A 16,767-nucleotide genomic window follows, 5' to 3' on the forward strand; every position below is an offset into this window, starting at 1 on the left:
CGAGGTGCCCGGGCCGCTTCACCAAACGGTCGTCAGATGGTCGTCACGCGATCGCGCAGACCTTCCCGTTCAGCAGGAACATGCCCGGGTCGTGCGGGTTCCCGGTGCCTTGGAAGCCGACCTGGGCGGTGCCGCCCGGTGCCAGCGGGAAGTGCCAGAAGGCCGGTTCGACGACCATCGCCGCGCCGTCCGCGCCGACCTCCCCGCCCCAGACGTAGAGCACCGACTCCACGCCCCCGGACTTCCACACCAGATCCCACTCGCCGAACGCCTCGTCACCGGTGTTGGTCACCTTGACCTGCACCACGAAACCGAAGCCCCAGTCGGCGACCACGTCGTAGTCCACCGTGCACGAGGCGGCCGCGTACGGCGCCGCCGCGCCGTCGCGCGTCGACTCGACCGAGACCGGACGCCACTGCGGCTCGTCCATGTCGTAGCCGAGGAAGAAGCTCGGCCACGGCGGCTGGTTGTACGAGATGTTCTGCCAGGCGATCGCCAGGCGGTACTGCGGGTCCTGCATGAGCGTCGGGAACGAGTGCTCGGTCGCGATCGTCGTGGTGAAGATCCGCACCCCGTCGTTCGACTCCTTGCGCAGGACGACCTCCTCGCGCCAGTCCCCCAGCAGGTCGGCGGTCAGCACCGGGTTGCCCTTCGTGCCGTTGTTCGTCTGCACCCCTTCGGGGGTGAAGATCTCCACCTGCTCGCCCGTCGCCGGGTCCCACTCGGCGATGAACGGGTAGAGCGGCACGTAGTCCGGCTCGTCGAACTCGTGGTCGAAGATCTCGCGACCGAGGTCGCCGTCCCACCAGACCATGCCGTTCGCCGACGGGATCGTCTCGCCGATGAGCGTGCCGTCGGCCGCCCGCAGCTCGCCCTCGCGCGAGTCCCACGCGCCCGTGGTGCTCGCCGCCCAGCACTCCGCGCCCGGATAGGCCGGGTCGATGTCGCCGCAGGTGCCGCGGCCGGTGTCGCGGGTGCCCGGGATCGACCAGAGCACCTCGCCGGTCTCGGCGTCGCGCATCGCCGCCGCCCGGTCCCCCGAGCAGCCCATGCACTCGAACGGGCTGAAGACCTCCAGACCCTCGCGGGACGGGTCGAAGTCCGACACGTGCAGCGCGTCGCCGTGGCCCAGGCCCGCCGACTGGAGGATCGTCCCGTCGTCGTTGAGCGTCAGCGAGCCGTAGACGATCTCGTCGCGCCCGTCGGCGTCCACATCGGCCACCGACAGGTTGTGGTTGCCCTGGCCCGCGTACTGCGCGCCCCACTCCTGCGAGCGGAACGCCCAGCGCTCGTCGAGCGCCGACCCGTCCCAGTCCCAGGCGGTGAGCTCCATCTTCGTGTAGATCCCGCGGGTGGTCACCAGCGACGGGGTGCTCCCGTCGAGGTAGGCGATCGTCGCCATGAGGCGGTCGACCCGGTTGCCGTACGTGTCGCCCCAGTCCCCCACGTCGCCGCGGTCGGGCTCGAAGTCGACCGTCTCCAGCGCCGCGCCAGTGAGCCCGTCGAACACCGTCAGGAACTCCGGTCCCTCCAGGATGTACCCGCCGTCGTTGCGGTAGTCGGCCTCGGCGTCGCCGATCACCGCGCCCGCGCCGTCCACGGTCCCGTCGGCGGTCTTGAGCGCCACCTCGGCCCGTCCGTCGCCGTCGAGGTCGTAGGCCATCAGGAACGTGTAGTGCGCCCCGGCGCGGATGTTCACGCCCAGGTCGATGCGCCACAGCAGGTCGCCGGTCAGGGTGTACGCGTCCACGTACACGTTCCCGGTGTAGCCCGCCTGCGAGTTGTCCTTCGCGTTCGACGGGTCCCACTTCTGGATCAGCTCGTACACGCCGTCGCCGTCCAGATCGGCCACGGTCGCGTCGTTCGGGTTGTAGGTGTACGCGACCCCGTCGGGGGTCGTCCCGCCCGCCGGGCGGTCCATGTCCACGTCGATGTACTGATCGGCGAGCACGGTGAACGCGTCCGTGAAACCGGTCTCGACGCCGTCCTCGACCGTGGCGATCCAGTACGTCGCGTTCGCCGTCCCGTCCGCGTCGGCGAGGTTCGTGGCCGCCAGCGGCTCGTCGTTGACCAGCGCGCCGTCGCGGTAGACGTTGAAGGCCAGGCCCTCGGCGTCGGTCACCAGGCGCCGCCAGCTCAGGTACACGCCGCTGCGGTCGGCCTCGTCCACGGCGACCGCGACCGGCGCCCGGTCGAGGTCCTCGATCTGCGCCGCGCAGTCCGCGCACGGCTCGTCGGGCTCGTTGCCGCCCTGGCCGGGCACGTCCCCGACCCGCGTCAGCTCCAGGCCGTTGAGGTGCCCGGTCTGGCCCGTGACGGTGACGTTCAACTGCCCGTCCTCGACGATGATGCCCTCGAAGTCCTTCACGAGCACCGAGTTCGAGCCGGCATTGGCCGCCCCGTGGTCGATCCCCTCGAACGCGAGGTTCGAACGCGCCGAACCGGCGTAGTCGCCGACGCTCACGCGCGCGGTGTACAGGCCGTCGGCCACGTCCACCGCGAATTCGTACGAGCCGCCGAACCAGGCCACGAAGTCGCGGCCCACCGGGTCCTCCTCGTTGCCGCGGTCGCGGTCGATCGCCTCGGCCATGTCGGTCACGAACCCGAAGCCGGCGGCCTCGGAGTAGGCGGTGGCGCGGTTGACCTCGGTGTAGCCGTCGGCGACGACCTGGGAGGCGGGGCCGAAGTCGAACTTCCAGCCGGCGCTGGCGGTGGTGACCGCCAAGGCCGCGGAGCGGTCCGATTCGCCCTTGCCGTTGACGGCCGCGACCGCGAACTCGTACGCGGTCTCCTCGGCGAGGCCGGCGACGCGGCCGACGCCCACGGTGGCGGTGGTGCCCAGCCGCCAGTCGCCGCCCGGCTCGCGGACGTAGACGCGGTAGATGTCGGCGTCGCCGGCGTCGGTCCAGTTGAGAGTGACGCTCGCGTTGGCGACCGTGGCGGCGGTCAGACCGGTCGGCACGGCGGGCACGGCGTCCGGCGGGGCGACGTCGACCACGTGCTCCGAGAGCGGCAGGCCGAGCTCGGCGGTCTCCTCGGCGACCAGGCGGGCCATCTGGATGGCGCCGTACTCCTGGAAGTGGGTGTCGTCGACGGTGCCGGTGGGCCGGTTCGGGTAGACCCCGGCCGGGACGTGCAGGAAGACCGACTTCGCCTCTTCGGCGCCGATCCCGTTGAGGTAGTCGCGAGAGGAGGCCGAGAGGTCGACGACCGCGACGCCGGTCTCCTCGTGGAGCTCGTGGACCTTCTCCACGTACTCGGGGAAGGAGACGTGGAACTCGCCGGTCCTGGCGTCGAAGCTGCGGCGCGAGACGGGGGTGACGAGGACCGGGATCGCGCCCTTCTCGAGGGCGCCGGCGATGTAGTCGTCGCGCAGGTAGGTCTTGTAGTCCTCGGGCGGGGTGTAGCGCTCGGGGACCGAGACGGTGGCGTCGTTGTGTCCGAACTGGACGAACAGGTAGTCGCCGGGCTGGATCTCGTCGAGGATCGCGTCGAGGCGGCCCTGCTCGATGAAGGAGCGCGAGGAGCGGCCGCCGATCGCGTGGTTGGCGATGGTGACCTCGTCGTCGAAGAAGCGGTCGATCACCTGGCCCCAGCCGGCCTGGGGCTCGTAGTAGGCGTCGTAGGTCTGGACGGTGGAGTCGGAGGCGAGGTAGACGGTGATGCCGTCGTCCTCTTGCGCGCTCGCGGGGGCGGCGTGGAGGGCGCCCGCGAGGGCGGTCGCCCCGGCCGCGAGGACCGCGAGGCCGCGGCGCCGTCGAGAGGGTGGAGGAGTCATGGACCTCATGTTCACTTCCGTAGTGAGAGGAGGGAACTCGCCGCGCACGCGGGTATGAATCGTTTCAATTCGGGGGCCGATGCGGGCAAGCGTTTACTGCTGAGAGGACGGTACCGAGCGCTTCCGCAAAAGTCAATACATGTCGATACTTGCGGCACAGGGGTCGGTTCTCGGGGAGTTCCGTGCGATGCGATCGCGGGAAAGCGGGATCGCGATCGGGGTTGGGGTCGCAGTCGGGGTCGATCGAGGTCGGGGTATATACCGTCCCTAACCCCCACCCTCCCTGGGGAAAGGTAGGTCCCACTCTCCCGCGCGGGTACGACAAAAACCGGGGCGCGGAGCCGCCTTGTCACTCGAAGGAGTGAGGCGGCATCCGGTCGGGCCCGGGTCAGGCCGGGAGGAGCGGGGCGAGTCTTTCTGCCGCCGCTTCCAGATCCAGGCCCTGCTCGGCCACCCATCCGTCGTCGAAGTACGTCGCGCCGTAGCGCCCTCCCGAGTCGCACAGCAGCGTCACGATGCTCCCGCTCTGACCGCACTCGCGCATCTCCGCGATGATCGCCAGCGCCGCCACCAGATTCGTGCCCGTCGACCCGCCCAGGCGCCTCCCCAGCCGCTCCGAAGCCCATCGCAGGCACGCGATCGACTCGGCGTCGTCCACTTTCACCATCCGGTCGACCAGACCGGGGATGAACGACGGCTCGACCTTCGGCCGCCCGATCCCCTCGATGCGCGAGCCGCGCCCGGCCCGGGCCTCGGGGTCGCCCTCGCGCCACCCGTCGAAGAACGCCGAGTGCTCGGGGTCGACCACGCACAGGTTCGTCGCGTGCCTGCGATACCGCACGTAGCGGCCGATGGTCGCCGAGGTGCCGCCGGTGCCCGCGCCGACCACGACCCAGGCCGGGACCGGGTGGCGTTCGAGCCGCATCTGCTCGAACACGCTCTCGGCGATGTTGTTGTTCCCGCGCCAGTCGGTGGCCCGCTCGGCGTACGTGAACTGGTCCATGAAGTGCCCGCCGGTCTCTGCGGCGAGGCGTTCGGCCTCGGCGCAGACGGCCGCGGGGTCGCGCACGAGGTGGGCCTTGCCGCCGTAGAACTCGATCTGGGCGATCTTGGCGGCGCTGGTCGACTCGGGCATGACGGCGGTGAACGGCAGTCCGAGCATCCGCGCGAAATAGGCCTCGCTCACGGCGGTCGAGCCGCTGGAGGCCTCGATGACGGGCGTGCCCTCGTCGATCCAGCCGTTGCAGATCGCGTAGAGGAACAGCGATCGGGCGAGGCGGTGCTTGAGCGAGCCGGTCGGATGGGCCGACTCGTCCTTGAGGTAGAGGTCGACTCCCCATTGCGGAGGGAGTGGGAACGGCAGCAGGTGGGTGTCGGTCGAGCGGTTCGCGTCGGCCTCCACTGTGGTGATCGCCCAGTTCACCCAGAGCCGGTCCTTGGTGCGGTCGATCGACTGCATGGTCCCCCCTCGCGCTCGTCGGTCGTCACTCCGCCTGGACGGGAGGGACCGGCTGCGGCCGGTCCTCCCATTTGGTCGACAGGGTGATGGTGGTGCGGGTCTGGGCCACGCCCGGGATCGCCCCGACGCGATGGATGAGGCTTTCGAGGTCGCCCATCTTCGGCACGCGGACCTTGAGTTGGTAGCACTCGACGCCGGCGAGGAAATAGCAGGACTCGATCTGCGGAATGGCGCGGAGCCGTTCGCAGATATCCAGGTGGTCGGCGGCATTGTCGGGGATGATGCCGATGAGAGCGGTGATGCCGAGGCCGATCGCCTCGGAGTCGATCACGGCCTTGTAGCCGGTGATGACGCCGTTCTTCTCGAGCTTGGTGACGCGGTCCTGAACGGACGGCGCGGTGAGACCGACCCGGCGCGCGAGCTCGGCGTACGAAGTACGCCCGTCGGTGCGCAGGAGGTTCACGATGGTCTGGTCGATCTCGTCCACCCGTTGAGGATAACCAGAGTTGCCACTTGCGCCCTGTGCCTACCTCATACCCGGGTACGCCTAGAGCGTCGGAATCAGCTCAGAGCGCCGTTGACATACGCGTGGTACTTTCAGGCAAAACCTACCGACCGAAAGTATGTCCAAGAACTCATGGCAGGTTTGACTGAATAGTGGTGTAATGGGTTTAACGCACGAAGTGAGTCTTCATCACGGGGAGGAAGAAATCATGGAGACCGAGGACCGCCTACTCACACCCGGCGAAGTGGCCTCGCTGTTCCGCGTGGATCCCAAGACCGTGACACGCTGGGCCGCCGCGGGCCGAATCGGGAGCATCCGCACACCGGGCGGTCACCGCCGGTTCCGCGAGTCGGAGGTCCGGGCCCTGCTGGAAGGCGACGCCGGAGCCCAGGCCGCTTTCGAGACCGGCAACGCCCAGCAGTGAGACACCAGGTCGTGCCCGCGACCGCGAACGCCCGAACGACGATCCAGCCCGTCACGGCCTCGCTCACGAGCCGTGAATCCGCCCGCTACGGCCGCCTTCTCAGGCCGTAGAAGCCCGAGCAGCGGCCGCAGGCCGCAGATTCACCTGGCACAAGCCGGTCCCGCGAGACACCTCGGCCGTATTCGGCAGGGGCGCAGTGGACCGGCTTTTCGTGTGCCCGGAGTCCGACGCCTCGCCGGCGTCGCCTGCTTCGGGCCTCCTCCGCGCCGCCTCTTCTGAGCCGCTTCTGAGCCGCACCTTGACGGCCGTGACCCGGCGGTCACCCGCAGCGACCTTCTCCCGGCCCCGGCCGGGCCCTTCCCGTGCCTCGATTCGGGGCGCCTCCGGCTCGCATTCGGACCCGATTCGACCTCATTCGTCCCTCCCGGACACCCTCGCCTCTCGGCTTGCACCGATGGGCGCCGTGGGCGATGATCACTCCATTTCGGAGTCGATTTGTTCCAAAAAGGGCAATTGTCTACCCTCCGAAGTCGGGTGAATACCCTGAGTCGTTACACATGCGACCAATCGGAAATTTCTGGATTCTCTATGTCAGAAGCCCTTGACATCGCAGTGAGACATAGGCACACTTCGATATGAGATTGGGAGCGCTTCCGCCTCCACCCGGTACGCGCGGAACCGCTCCACGAGCCGACTTACAAGGGAAGGCACATGACACTCAGTCGAAGCAGAAAAAAGCAGGTGGGCGTGCTCGCCGCAGCGGCGCTCGCGGCGACCTCGGTCGGTGCGGTCACGATGACCAGCGCCGGCGCCGAGGAGGCCCCCGCGGACGAACCCGGCGGGATCGACATCGCGCAGAAGGTCGACAACCCCTATGAGGGCGCGCAGGTCTACGTCAACCCGATCTGGTCGGCCAACGCGGCCGCCGAGCCGGGCGGCGAGGCCATCGCGAACGAGCCCACCGGCGTCTGGCTCGACCAGACCAGCGCCATCTGGGGCAACGACTCCCCGACGACCGGCTCGATGGGCCTGGCCGAGCACCTCGACGAGGCGGTCGCCCAAGGCGCGGACCTGATCCAGATCGTCATCTACAACCTCCCCGGCCGCGACTGCGCCGCCCTGGCCTCCAACGGCCAGCTCGGCCCGGACGAGATCGACGCGTACAAGACCGAGTACATCGACGAGATCGTCGCGATCCAGGGCGACCCGGCCTACGCCGACCTCAAGATCGTCAACGTGATCGAGATCGACTCGCTGCCGAACCTCGTCACCAACGTCTCGCCGCGCGAGACCGCGACGCCCGAGTGCGACGAAATGCTCGCCAACGGCAACTACGCGGACGGCATCTCCTACGCCGCCGCCGAGCTCGGCGCGCTGCCGAACACCTACAACTACATCGACGCGGCGCACCACGGCTGGATCGGCTGGGCGGACGACAACGCCGAGTACGACAACTTCCGCGCCTCGGCGGCCATGTTCGGCTCGCTCCTCGGGCAGAACGGCCTGACCGCCGACCACGTGGCCGGCTTCATCACCAACACCGCGAACTACTCGGTGCTCGAAGAGCCCTACTGGGCCGTGGACGAGGAAGTCGGCGGCCAGCCGCTCAACCTCAACCCGGACCTGCCCTGGGTCGACTGGAACGACTTCAACAACGAGAAGGACTTCTCCGAGGCCTTCCGCGACGAGCTGGTCAGCAACGGCTTCGCCTCGGACATCGGCATGCTCATCGACACCAGCCGCAACGGCTGGGGCGGCGACTACCGGCCCACCGGCCCCTCGTCCTCGGACGACCCGGTGACCTTCGTCGACGAGTCCCGCATCGACCAGCGCATCCAGAAGGGCAACTGGTGCAACCAGGCCGGTGCCGGTCTGGGCGAGCGCCCGCAGGCCTCCCCCGAGGCCTGGATCGACGCCTACGTCTGGATCAAGCCCCCCGGCGAGTCGGACGGCTCCTCCGAGCTGATCGACAACGACGAGGGCAAGGGCTTCGACGAGATGTGCGACCCGAGCTACGGCGGCAACCCCCGGAACGGCAACAACCCGTCCGGCGCCCGGGACAACATGCCGATCTCCGGCCACTGGTCCTCCGAGCAGTTCCAGGAGCTCCTCCAGAACGCCTACCCGCCCCTCTAGGGGCTGAGCACCCGAAGGGTCCTCAAGGCTCATGACCCGAAGGCGCGGCGGCGCGGCTCACCGCCACCGCCGCGCCGGAGGGTCTCGAGGAGAGATTCCAAGCACGAGGGCGAACCGGCACTTCGCCCGGACGAGGACGGCGGGGTCGCGTGCAGGCGCGGCCCCGCCGTCGTCCGCACCGCGGGACGGCGCACCGCTCGAGGAACGGCGAGCGAGCGCCCGAGCGGGGCGGATCGAGAAGAGGATACGGCGGCACGGGTCCCCGGGGTCGGGGTCCGTGCCGCCGTCGTGTGCGCGAACCCCTATCAATCCGGCCTATGCCTCCAAAAAGGTCACCACATGAATGTTCGGGGCAAGAGGTATTTACAGGTAATACGGGGACAACTGAGCGGGGTGCGGCGAGGGGTGCGCCCTGGGGCGCGGGAAGGCCAACGCGAAGTTTTTTTGACCGACCACTTCGGTTGGCGCGGGAGCGTTTTCACTGATTCAAGCGCTTGCTGGGCGACCGGCAACCTTCGAAACCGTTGTCCCGATCCGTCACACGGACGAAATATCCTGGCGAACCTCTTGACAGTCCATCAATATATCGGAGATTATCAATGCACATCTTGGGAGCGCTTCCCTCGGTGGACATCCGTTCCGGGCCGCCCACATGCGACCCATAGACCCCGAAGGACTCGATAATGCAAGCACCTCGTAGGAGAAGGAGACTCGCCCTCACCGGTGTCGCCGTCGGCGCGCTGGCCGCGGGCGGTCTGACCTTCGTTTCGGCGAACCAGGCACTCGCCGAAGAGGGTTGTCAGGTCGACTACAACGTCATCAGCACGTGGGGGGACGGCTTCCAGGCCAACGTCTCCATCACCGCCGGTGAAGCGATCAACGGCTGGAACCTCCAGTGGAACTTCCCGTCCGGCACCACCGTCTCCAGCGCGTGGAACGTCGACTGGAGCCAGAGCGGCACCACCTTCACCGGCAGCGACGTCGGCTGGAACGCCTCGATCGCCTCGGGCCAGACCACTGAGGTCTTCGGCTTCATCGGCTCGGGCTCCTCCACCGCCCCGGCGCAGTTCTCCATCAACGGGGACGTCTGCAACGGCCAGGTCGACCCCGACCCGACCGACCCGGACCCCACGGACCCGGACCCGACCGACCCCGACCCGGACCCGGGCAACCCCGGTGACAAGGTCGACAACCCGTACGTCGGCGCGCAGGTCTACGTCAACCCGATCTGGTCGGCCAACGCGGCCGCCGAGCCGGGCGGATCCGCCATCGCCAACGAGCCCACCGGCGTGTGGCTCGACCAGACCAGCGCCATCTACGGCAACGGTTCGCCCACCACGGGCTCCTACGGTCTGGCCGACCACCTCGACGAGGCGGTCTCCCAGGGCGCCGACCTGATCCAGGTCGTCATCTACAACCTGCCCGGCCGCGACTGCGCCGCCCTGGCCTCGAACGGCCAGCTCGCGCCGAACGAGATCAACCGGTACAAGACGGAGTACATCGACGAGATCGTCGACATCATGTCGGACCCCGCTTACGCGGACCTGCGGATCGTCAACGTGATCGAGATCGACTCGCTGCCGAACCTGATCACCAACGTCTCGCCCCGCGAGACCGCGACCGACACCTGCGACACGATGCTCGCCAACGGCGGCTACGTCGACGGCGTCTCGTACGCCGCCGCCGAGCTCGGCGCCCTGCCGAACACCTACAACTACATCGACGCCGGCCACCACGGCTGGATCGGCTGGGGCGACGACAACCCGGAGTACGACAACTTCCGTGCCTCCGCGGCCCTGTTCGGCTCGCTCATCGGGCAGAACGGCATGACCGCCGACGACGTCCACGGCTTCATCTCGAACACCGCGAACTACTCGGTGCTCGAAGAGCCCTACTGGGACGTCGACCAGAACGTCGGCGGCCAGGCGCTGAACCAGAACCCGGACCTGCCCTGGGTCGACTGGAACGACTACAACAACGAGAAGGACTTCACTGAGGCGCTTCGCACCGAGCTCATCGCGAACGGCTTCAACTCCGACATCGGCATGCTGATCGACACCAGCCGCAACGGCTGGGGCGGCAGCTACCGTCCGACCGGTCCGTCGACCTCGAACGACCCGGTCACCTTCGTCGACGAGTCCCGTATCGACCAGCGCATCCAGAAGGGCAACTGGTGCAACCAGGCCGGTGCCGGTCTGGGCGAGCGCCCGCAGGTCCAGCCTGAGCCTTGGATCGACGCCTACGTGTGGATCAAGCCCCCCGGCGAGTCGGACGGTTCCTCGGAACTGATCGACAACGACGAGGGCAAGGGCTTCGACGAGATGTGCGACCCGACCTACGGCGGCAACCCGCGCAACGGCAACAACCTGTCCGGTGCCCGCGGCGACATGCCGGTCTCCGGTCACTGGTCCTCGGAGCAGTTCCAGGAGCTCCTCCAGAACGCCTGGCCGCCCATCAACTAGGGGCGCGGCAAGCGTGAGTTAGTCAAGCGGGGCCCGGCGATCCGGGAGGCGATCGCCGGGCCCCGCCTTCCGACCAGATCCTCGGTTCCTTCCGGTGACCGGGCCCCGCGGGACGGCGGGGCCCGGTCGTAACACTTCCCGGTGCACACCGGTGCCGTCCCCTCCCACCGCACACGCGGCGGGTCAGGACATGCGAGCGGCCCGGCGGATCAGATTCTGATCCGCCGGGCCGCTCCCTTCGTCTCTCCGGCTCGGGCTCGCCGGCTCAGCTCTGCCTCGCCTGCTCAGCCTCGCCGGTCCTCAGGCGGTCCGGGCCGGGGCGCCGATGCCCTGGAGCAGGTGCTCCACGAAGCGCTCGACGGTGTCGGGACCCTGGAGTTCGGTGTACTGGCCGTAGATGTAGATCGTCAGCATCGGGCTGATGAACATCGCCACCGCCAGGTCGAGGTCGACCCGCTCGCTCAGCTCGCCGCGCTCGGCCCAGTACGCGAAGGTGTCGAGCACGAACCGCCGGCGGCGGTCCACGAGCCGGTCGTGGTGGCGCTGGTACTCGGGGTCCTTGACCGCCAGCATCATGCACCTGACGATCTTCTTGTCCCTGGGGCCGAAGGTGCGGCGCATGCTGTTGCCGAGGTGGACGAGGTCGTCGCGCAGCGAGGTGCGCGGCATCGAGACCGGCAGCGGGGCCTTGACGCTCTCGATCGCCGCGGCGATGAGCTCCTCCTTGGAGGACCAGCGCCGGTAGATCGTGGCCTTCGAGACGCCCGAGCGGTCGGCGACGCCTTCGACGCTGACGTCGGCCACGCTCCCGTGCTCGGCGATGAGGTCCAGCGCGGCCTCCAGGATCGACTGGCTGACCGCCTCGCTGCGGGGCCGGCCCTTGGCGGGGCCGGGCGCCGCGGCGCGGAGATCGGCGTCGAGGGGGCCGATGGTCATTGCATCGCTGAGCTCGGGTGGCATGGCTCGATTCTCTCCTAGACCTCGACGTACTCGGGCTCGGAGGCCGGTTCGGCCCGCTCGCCCCCGTCCTCGCGGCGGCGCTTGCCGGGGAAGAACCCGGCGATGACGACCAGTCCGACCACGCCCACCGCGACCGCGGCCAGCGCGGTGGTGTGGAGCGCGGAGATGAACGCGGCGTCGGCGGCCTGGACGACCTGTCCGGCCGCTTCGGTCGGCACGAGCCCGGATTCGAGCGCTCCGTAGGTGGAGGCGTAGGACTCGCGGGCGGCGTCCGGCAGTCCGGGCGCGGTGTCGGCGATCTCGCCTTGGTAGGACTGGGCCATGATCGTGCCGAGCACGGCGACGCCGAGCGCGCCGCCGACCTGGCGCAGGGTGTTGGCCAGGGCCGAGCCGACGCCGGCCTTCTCCTTCGGGACCGAGGACATGAGGGTGTTCATCGCAGGCGGCATGAGGTTGGCCATGCCGGCGCCGGTGATGGCGAACAGGACGATGACGACCCAGACGGGGGTGTCGGCCTCGAACACGAACGCGGTGACGGCGAAGTTGGTGATCACCAGGAGCATCGCGACGATGCCGACGGCCTTGGCGCCGAAGCGCTGGACCAGGGTGTTCGACATGGGCGCGAAGACGAGCATCGAGGCGCCGAACGGCAGGAACAGCAGACCGGTCTCCAGCGGCGAGTAGCCCTTGAGCAGCTGGAGGTAGAAGGTCATGAAGAACATCAGGCCCATCATCCCGAAGAAGGTGAGGGTGATGATGGCCGAGGAGGCCGAGAAGCGGGTGCTCTTGAACAGCTTCATGTCGAGGGAGGCGTGCGGGATGCGCCGCTCCCACAGGACGAAGCCGACCAGGACGATCACGCCGAGGGCGATGGTGCCCCAGACTTCGACGCCGGCCCACGAGCCGGCGTCGCCGGCTTCGATGATGCCGTAGGTGAGGCTGACGAGGCCGATCATGGACAGGGCCATGCCGAGGAAGTCGGCGCGGGTCTTGCCGCCCTTGGACTCGGGGGCGAGGACGGCGACGGCGATGATGCCGAAGACGACGATCGGGACGTTGATGAGGAAGACCGAGCCCCACCAGAAGTGGTCGAGGAGGACGCCGCCGACGATGGGGCCGATGGCCCCGCCGATGCCGACCGCGCCGGTCCAGATGCCGAGGGCCTTCGGGAACTCCTTGGAGGAGAAGACGTTGCGCAGCAGCGACAGGGTCGAGGGCATCATGATCGCCGCGCCGGCGCCCATGAGGGCGCGGTACCAGATGAGCTGGTCGGGGGTGGTGGAGTAGGCCGACAGGAGCGAGGCGACGCCGAAGACGACGAGGCCGGCCAGGAGCATGCGCTTGCGGCCGATCCGGTCGCCGATGACGCCGGAGGCGAACAGGAGGCCCGCGAAGACGAGCGTGTAGGAGTTGATCATCCAGGCCAGGTCGCTCTGGGCGGCGCCGACGCCTTCGGTGGGGTCGGCGAGGGTCTTCATGGCGACGTTGAGCACCGTGTTGTCGAGGACGACGACGATGAGGCTGACGACCAGGACGCTGAGGATCGCCCACCGGCGCGGGTGGCCGAGGTCGTCTTCGGTCGCGGTCGGCCCGGTTTCGGGGACCGGGGCGGAACGGGTTTCGCTCACAGGGTTTCCGTTTCTGTAAGAGGGCGTCGCCGCGGGGGTGCGCCTCGCGGCGGTGCCTGGAAGGGTCCGCGGCGCCGACCGCGGACGGTGTTGTAGGTGATGACGCGCGGCGGGCGGGCGAGGTGACGCGGGCCCGGGGCGCGAAGGTGTTCGAACGCGGGAGCCTGCGGCGTCCATGCGTGTTGTGGTGTTGGAAGCCAGACTACGACGTTCCGAAACGATACGGTACCGTATCGTAATACAGGTCACAGGAAATCGTACCGGCCGGGTCCGACACCGGCTCCGGGCTCGCGGCGCCGCTCCACCGCCGCCTGCCGCGGCGGTCCTTTCGACCTTCCCGCTCCCCCGTGTCCTCGGCGTCTCCGGCCCGTGAACGGCGGGCGAAGGACCGTGTTCACTCCGCTTCGGGTGTGGCGGGACGCTGCCGCCCCAGGTGGTTGAATGGCTTCGTGGCACCCAGATTCCCGTACGACGACCTACAGTCGTTCCTCGCGGCCCTCGAAGCAGACGGCGACCTCAAGCGCATCCCCGTCGAGGTCGACCCGCACCTGGAGATCTCCGAGATCACCCAGCGGGTGATCCGCGAGGACGGCCCGGCGCTGCTGTTCGAGCGCCCCTCCGGGAGCACGATGCCCGTGGCGATCAACCTCTTCGGCACCGAGGCGCGCATGGCCAAGGCGCTCGGCGTCGCGAGCCTCAACGAGATCGGCGACCGGATCGGGGAGCTCGCCAAGCCCGAGCTGCCGATCGGCTGGGCCGGCATCCGCGACGGGCTCGGCAAGCTCATGCAGCTCAAATCGGTGCCCCCCAAGAAGATCCGCAAGGCCCCCTGCCAGGAGGTGGTCTTCACCGGCGAGGACGTGGACCTCGACATGCTGCCTGGCCTCCAGGTCTGGCCCGGCGACGGCGGGATCTTCCACAACTTCGGGCTCGTGCACACCAAGCACCCCGAGTCCGGCAAGCGCAACGTCGGCCTCTACCGCCTCCAGCAGCACGACGAGCGGTCGGTGGGCCTGCACTGGCAGATCCACAAGAACTCCACCAGCCACTACGCCGAGGCCGAGCGGCGCGGCGAGCGGCTCCCGGTCGCCATCGCGATCGGCCCCGACCCGGTCATGGCCTACGCCGCGACCGCCCCGCTGCCCCCGGACATCGACGAATACCTCTTCGCCGGGTTCCTGCGCGGAGAGCGCGTCGAGATGGTCGACTGCCTGACCGTGCCGCTCCAGGTCCCGGCCAACTCGCAGATCGTCCTCGAAGGCTGGGCCGAGCCCGGCGAGCGCGTCGACGAGGGGCCCTTCGGCGACCACACCGGGTTCTACACCCCCGTGGAGCCGTTCCCGGTCATGCGGATCGAGGCGATCACCATGCGCCAGAACCCGATCTACCACACCATCATCACCTCGGCCCCGCCCCAGGAGGACCACGGCCTCGGCAAGGCGACCGAGCGGATCTTCCTGCCACTCATCAAGATCATGATCCCCGAGATCGTGGACTACGACATGCCCGCGGCCGGGGTCTTCCACAACTGCGTCATCATCTCGATCGACAAGAAGTTCCCCAAGCAGGCGCAGAAGGTCATGAGCGCCATCTGGGGCCTCCAGATGATGAGCCTGACGAAGCTCATCGTGGTCGTCGACGCCGACTGCGACGTCCACGACTACCGCGAGGTGGCCTGGCGCGCACTGGGCAATGTGGACTACTCGCGGGACCTGCTGCTCACCGAGGGCCCCGTCGACCACCTCGACCACGCCTCCTACCACCAGTTCTGGGGCGGCAAGGCCGGCATCGACGCGACCGCGAAGACCCCCCAGGAGGGCTACACCCGCGGCTGGCCCGAGGCGATGCGCATGAGCTCGGCGGTCAAGGCCACCGTCGACCGACGCTGGCGGGAGTACGGGCTCGACTGAGCCCCTCCCCCGCCGCCCGCCCGCCGCCCCGAACCGGAGTGTCCACTGTGTCCACCATCGCCCGCCCGAACCACGTCAAGGACTTCCTGAAGCTCGTCGCCTTCGAGCACTCGGTCTTCGCCCTGCCGTTCGCCTACCTCGCGACGCTCACGGTGATGGCCCTGGAGGACGCCTTCAGTTGGCGAGTCCTGGTCCTGGTCACCGTCGCGATGGTCGCCGCCCGCACGCTCGCCATGGCCGCCAACCGGATCATCGACCGCAGGATCGACGCCCAGAACCCGCGCACCGCCCAGCGCGAACTGGTCACCGGCAAGGTCTCGTTGCGCACGGCCTACATCGGCTGCGCGGTGAGCCTCGTCGTGCTCCTGGTCTCGGCCGGCCTGCTCAACTGGCTCTGCCTCGCGCTCAGCCCCCTGGCGGTCGCCCCGCTCATCCTCTACCCGTACGCGAAGCGCTTCACGAACTACCCGCACGCGATCCTCGGCCTCGCCCAGATGGTCGCCCCCGTCGGCGCGTGGCTCGCCGTCACCGGGACCTTCGAGGGATCGGGACCGGCCATCGTCCTCGGCGCGGCCGTCGGGCTCTGGATCGGTGGGTTCGACCTCATCTACGCCTGCCAGGACGTGGAGGTCGACCGCGAGATCGGCGTCCACTCCACCCCGGCGCGCTGGGGCGTGAGGGCCTCGCTGCACGCCTCCAGCGCCGCGCACGTCCTCGCGTGGCTGGCGTTCCTGGGATTCGGCCTGATGACCGGCTACGGCCTCCTGTACTGGATCGGCCTCGCGGTCGTGGCCGCCGCGCTCGTCTACGAGCACGCGGTGGTCAAGCCCGGCGACCTGTCGAAGGTGAACCGGGCCTTCTTCACCGCGAACGGCTTCGTGGCGGTCGCGCTGTTCGCGTTCGCGCTGGCGGACCTGCTCCTGCGCTGAACCGGAGCATAATGACGGGGTCCGAACAGGCGCCGGCCAGAGGAGACCGCGATGACGAAGTATCTGATCTCGTTCCCGGGTGAGGCCATGGTGGTCCCCGAAGGGGAGTTCGCGGCGGTGGTCGAGGACTCCCACGCCGTGATCGAGGAGGCCAAGGCCGCGGGCGTGTACGTCTTCGGCGGCGGGCTCGACGAGGGCGTCGACCCGGTGCGCGTGGCCGCCGACGGCACCGTCGCCGAAGGCGCGTACCCGGGCCACAAGGTGCCCAACGGCGGCTACACCGTCCTCGAACTGCCCTCGCGCGAGGCCGCGCTCGAATGGGCCGCGAAGATCGCCGCCGCCTGCCGCTGCCCGCAGGAGCTCCGGCAGTTCCACTACGACCCGGCCAGCTGACCGAAGCCGCCCGTCCCCGGCCCCCGTGATCGGTTCATAGGCGCGCCGCCGAACGCGGCCTCGTTCCCCTCAGGACCGGGGAAGGCCGCATGGCGGACGCCGTTCGCGCAGGCCCCTCGCACGGCGGTCGTGACGCGGCGGTCTCGACACGGCCTCAGGGCTGGACTTTGGGGACCCCGGTGG

At 69.0% G+C, this 16,767-nt stretch carries 11 protein-coding genes; 6 read left to right on the forward strand and 5 right to left on the reverse strand.

The genetic code is table 11. From position 1 onward, the window contains the following. Positions 1-43: 43 nt before the first annotated feature. The 3 genes from IF12_RS23835 to IF12_RS0106150 all read right to left on the reverse strand — a co-directional run bounded on the left by IF12_RS23835 (position 44) and on the right by IF12_RS0106150 (position 5,724). Positions 44-3,778: a cellulose binding domain-containing protein gene (locus tag IF12_RS23835; RefSeq protein WP_051704032.1), complete on the reverse strand. Its 3,735-nt coding sequence runs from the start codon at positions 3,776-3,778 to the stop codon at positions 44-46. Between the two features lie 388 nt (positions 3,779-4,166). Beyond that, complete coding sequence (locus IF12_RS0106145; RefSeq protein ID WP_035748420.1) at positions 4,167-5,237, reverse strand: PLP-dependent cysteine synthase family protein; 1,071 nt, start codon at positions 5,235-5,237, stop codon at positions 4,167-4,169. Between the two features lie 25 nt (positions 5,238-5,262). Then, the gene (locus tag IF12_RS0106150) at positions 5,263-5,724 is read right to left on the reverse strand and encodes an Lrp/AsnC family transcriptional regulator (RefSeq protein ID WP_030155778.1); all 462 of its coding nucleotides are present in this window, start codon (positions 5,722-5,724) and stop codon (positions 5,263-5,265) included. Positions 5,725-5,950: 226 nt separating this feature from the next. Here IF12_RS0106150 and IF12_RS22740 point away from each other — a divergent pair, with 226 nt between their 5' ends. From IF12_RS22740 to IF12_RS0106165, 3 genes are all read left to right on the forward strand, one after another. Continuing rightward, positions 5,951-6,166, forward strand: a complete 216-nt coding sequence (locus tag IF12_RS22740; RefSeq protein WP_035748422.1) for a BldC family transcriptional regulator — start codon at positions 5,951-5,953, stop codon at positions 6,164-6,166. 711 nt (positions 6,167-6,877) lie between these two features. Further along, positions 6,878-8,302 carry a glycoside hydrolase family 6 protein gene (locus tag IF12_RS0106160; RefSeq protein WP_051704033.1) on the forward strand — a complete coding sequence of 475 codons (1,425 nt, stop codon included), beginning with the start codon at positions 6,878-6,880 and terminating at the stop codon, positions 8,300-8,302. Between the two features lie 683 nt (positions 8,303-8,985). After that, positions 8,986-10,764 (forward strand): glycoside hydrolase family 6 protein, encoded by a 1,779-nt coding sequence (locus tag IF12_RS0106165; RefSeq protein ID WP_030155782.1) that lies wholly within the window; start codon positions 8,986-8,988, stop codon positions 10,762-10,764. Positions 10,765-11,064: 300 nt separating this feature from the next. Here the strand turns inward: IF12_RS0106165 and IF12_RS0106170 are convergent, their stop codons facing one another. Both IF12_RS0106170 and IF12_RS0106175 read right to left on the reverse strand, forming a co-directional pair. After that, a complete protein-coding gene (locus tag IF12_RS0106170; RefSeq protein ID WP_081913268.1) occupies positions 11,065-11,724 on the reverse strand; it encodes a TetR/AcrR family transcriptional regulator in 660 nt (219 codons plus the stop codon). A gap of 14 nt (positions 11,725-11,738) precedes the next feature. Further along, on the reverse strand, positions 11,739-13,352 hold the full coding sequence (locus tag IF12_RS0106175; protein WP_231492363.1) for an MFS transporter: 1,614 nt from the start codon (positions 13,350-13,352) through the stop codon (positions 11,739-11,741). A gap of 449 nt (positions 13,353-13,801) precedes the next feature. Between IF12_RS0106175 and IF12_RS0106180 the strand changes: the two genes are divergently transcribed. The 3 genes from IF12_RS0106180 to IF12_RS0106190 are packed head-to-tail and all read left to right on the forward strand — an operon-like array spanning position 13,802 to position 16,584. Continuing rightward, on the forward strand, positions 13,802-15,262 hold the full coding sequence (locus IF12_RS0106180; protein WP_030155789.1) for a menaquinone biosynthesis decarboxylase: 1,461 nt from the start codon (positions 13,802-13,804) through the stop codon (positions 15,260-15,262). A 38-nt stretch (positions 15,263-15,300) separates the two neighbouring features. Continuing rightward, positions 15,301-16,191: a menaquinone biosynthesis prenyltransferase MqnP gene (gene mqnP, locus IF12_RS0106185; RefSeq protein ID WP_081913271.1), complete on the forward strand. Its 891-nt coding sequence runs from the start codon at positions 15,301-15,303 to the stop codon at positions 16,189-16,191. Positions 16,192-16,242: 51 nt separating this feature from the next. After that, on the forward strand, positions 16,243-16,584 hold the full coding sequence (locus IF12_RS0106190) for a YciI family protein (protein ID WP_030155793.1): 342 nt from the start codon (positions 16,243-16,245) through the stop codon (positions 16,582-16,584). The last annotated feature ends 183 nt before the right edge of the window (positions 16,585-16,767 follow it).

Origin of the sequence: Glycomyces sp. NRRL B-16210 (genome assembly GCF_000719515.1) — a bacterium.
Classification (GTDB): Bacteria; Actinomycetota; Actinomycetes; order Mycobacteriales; family Micromonosporaceae; genus Glycomyces.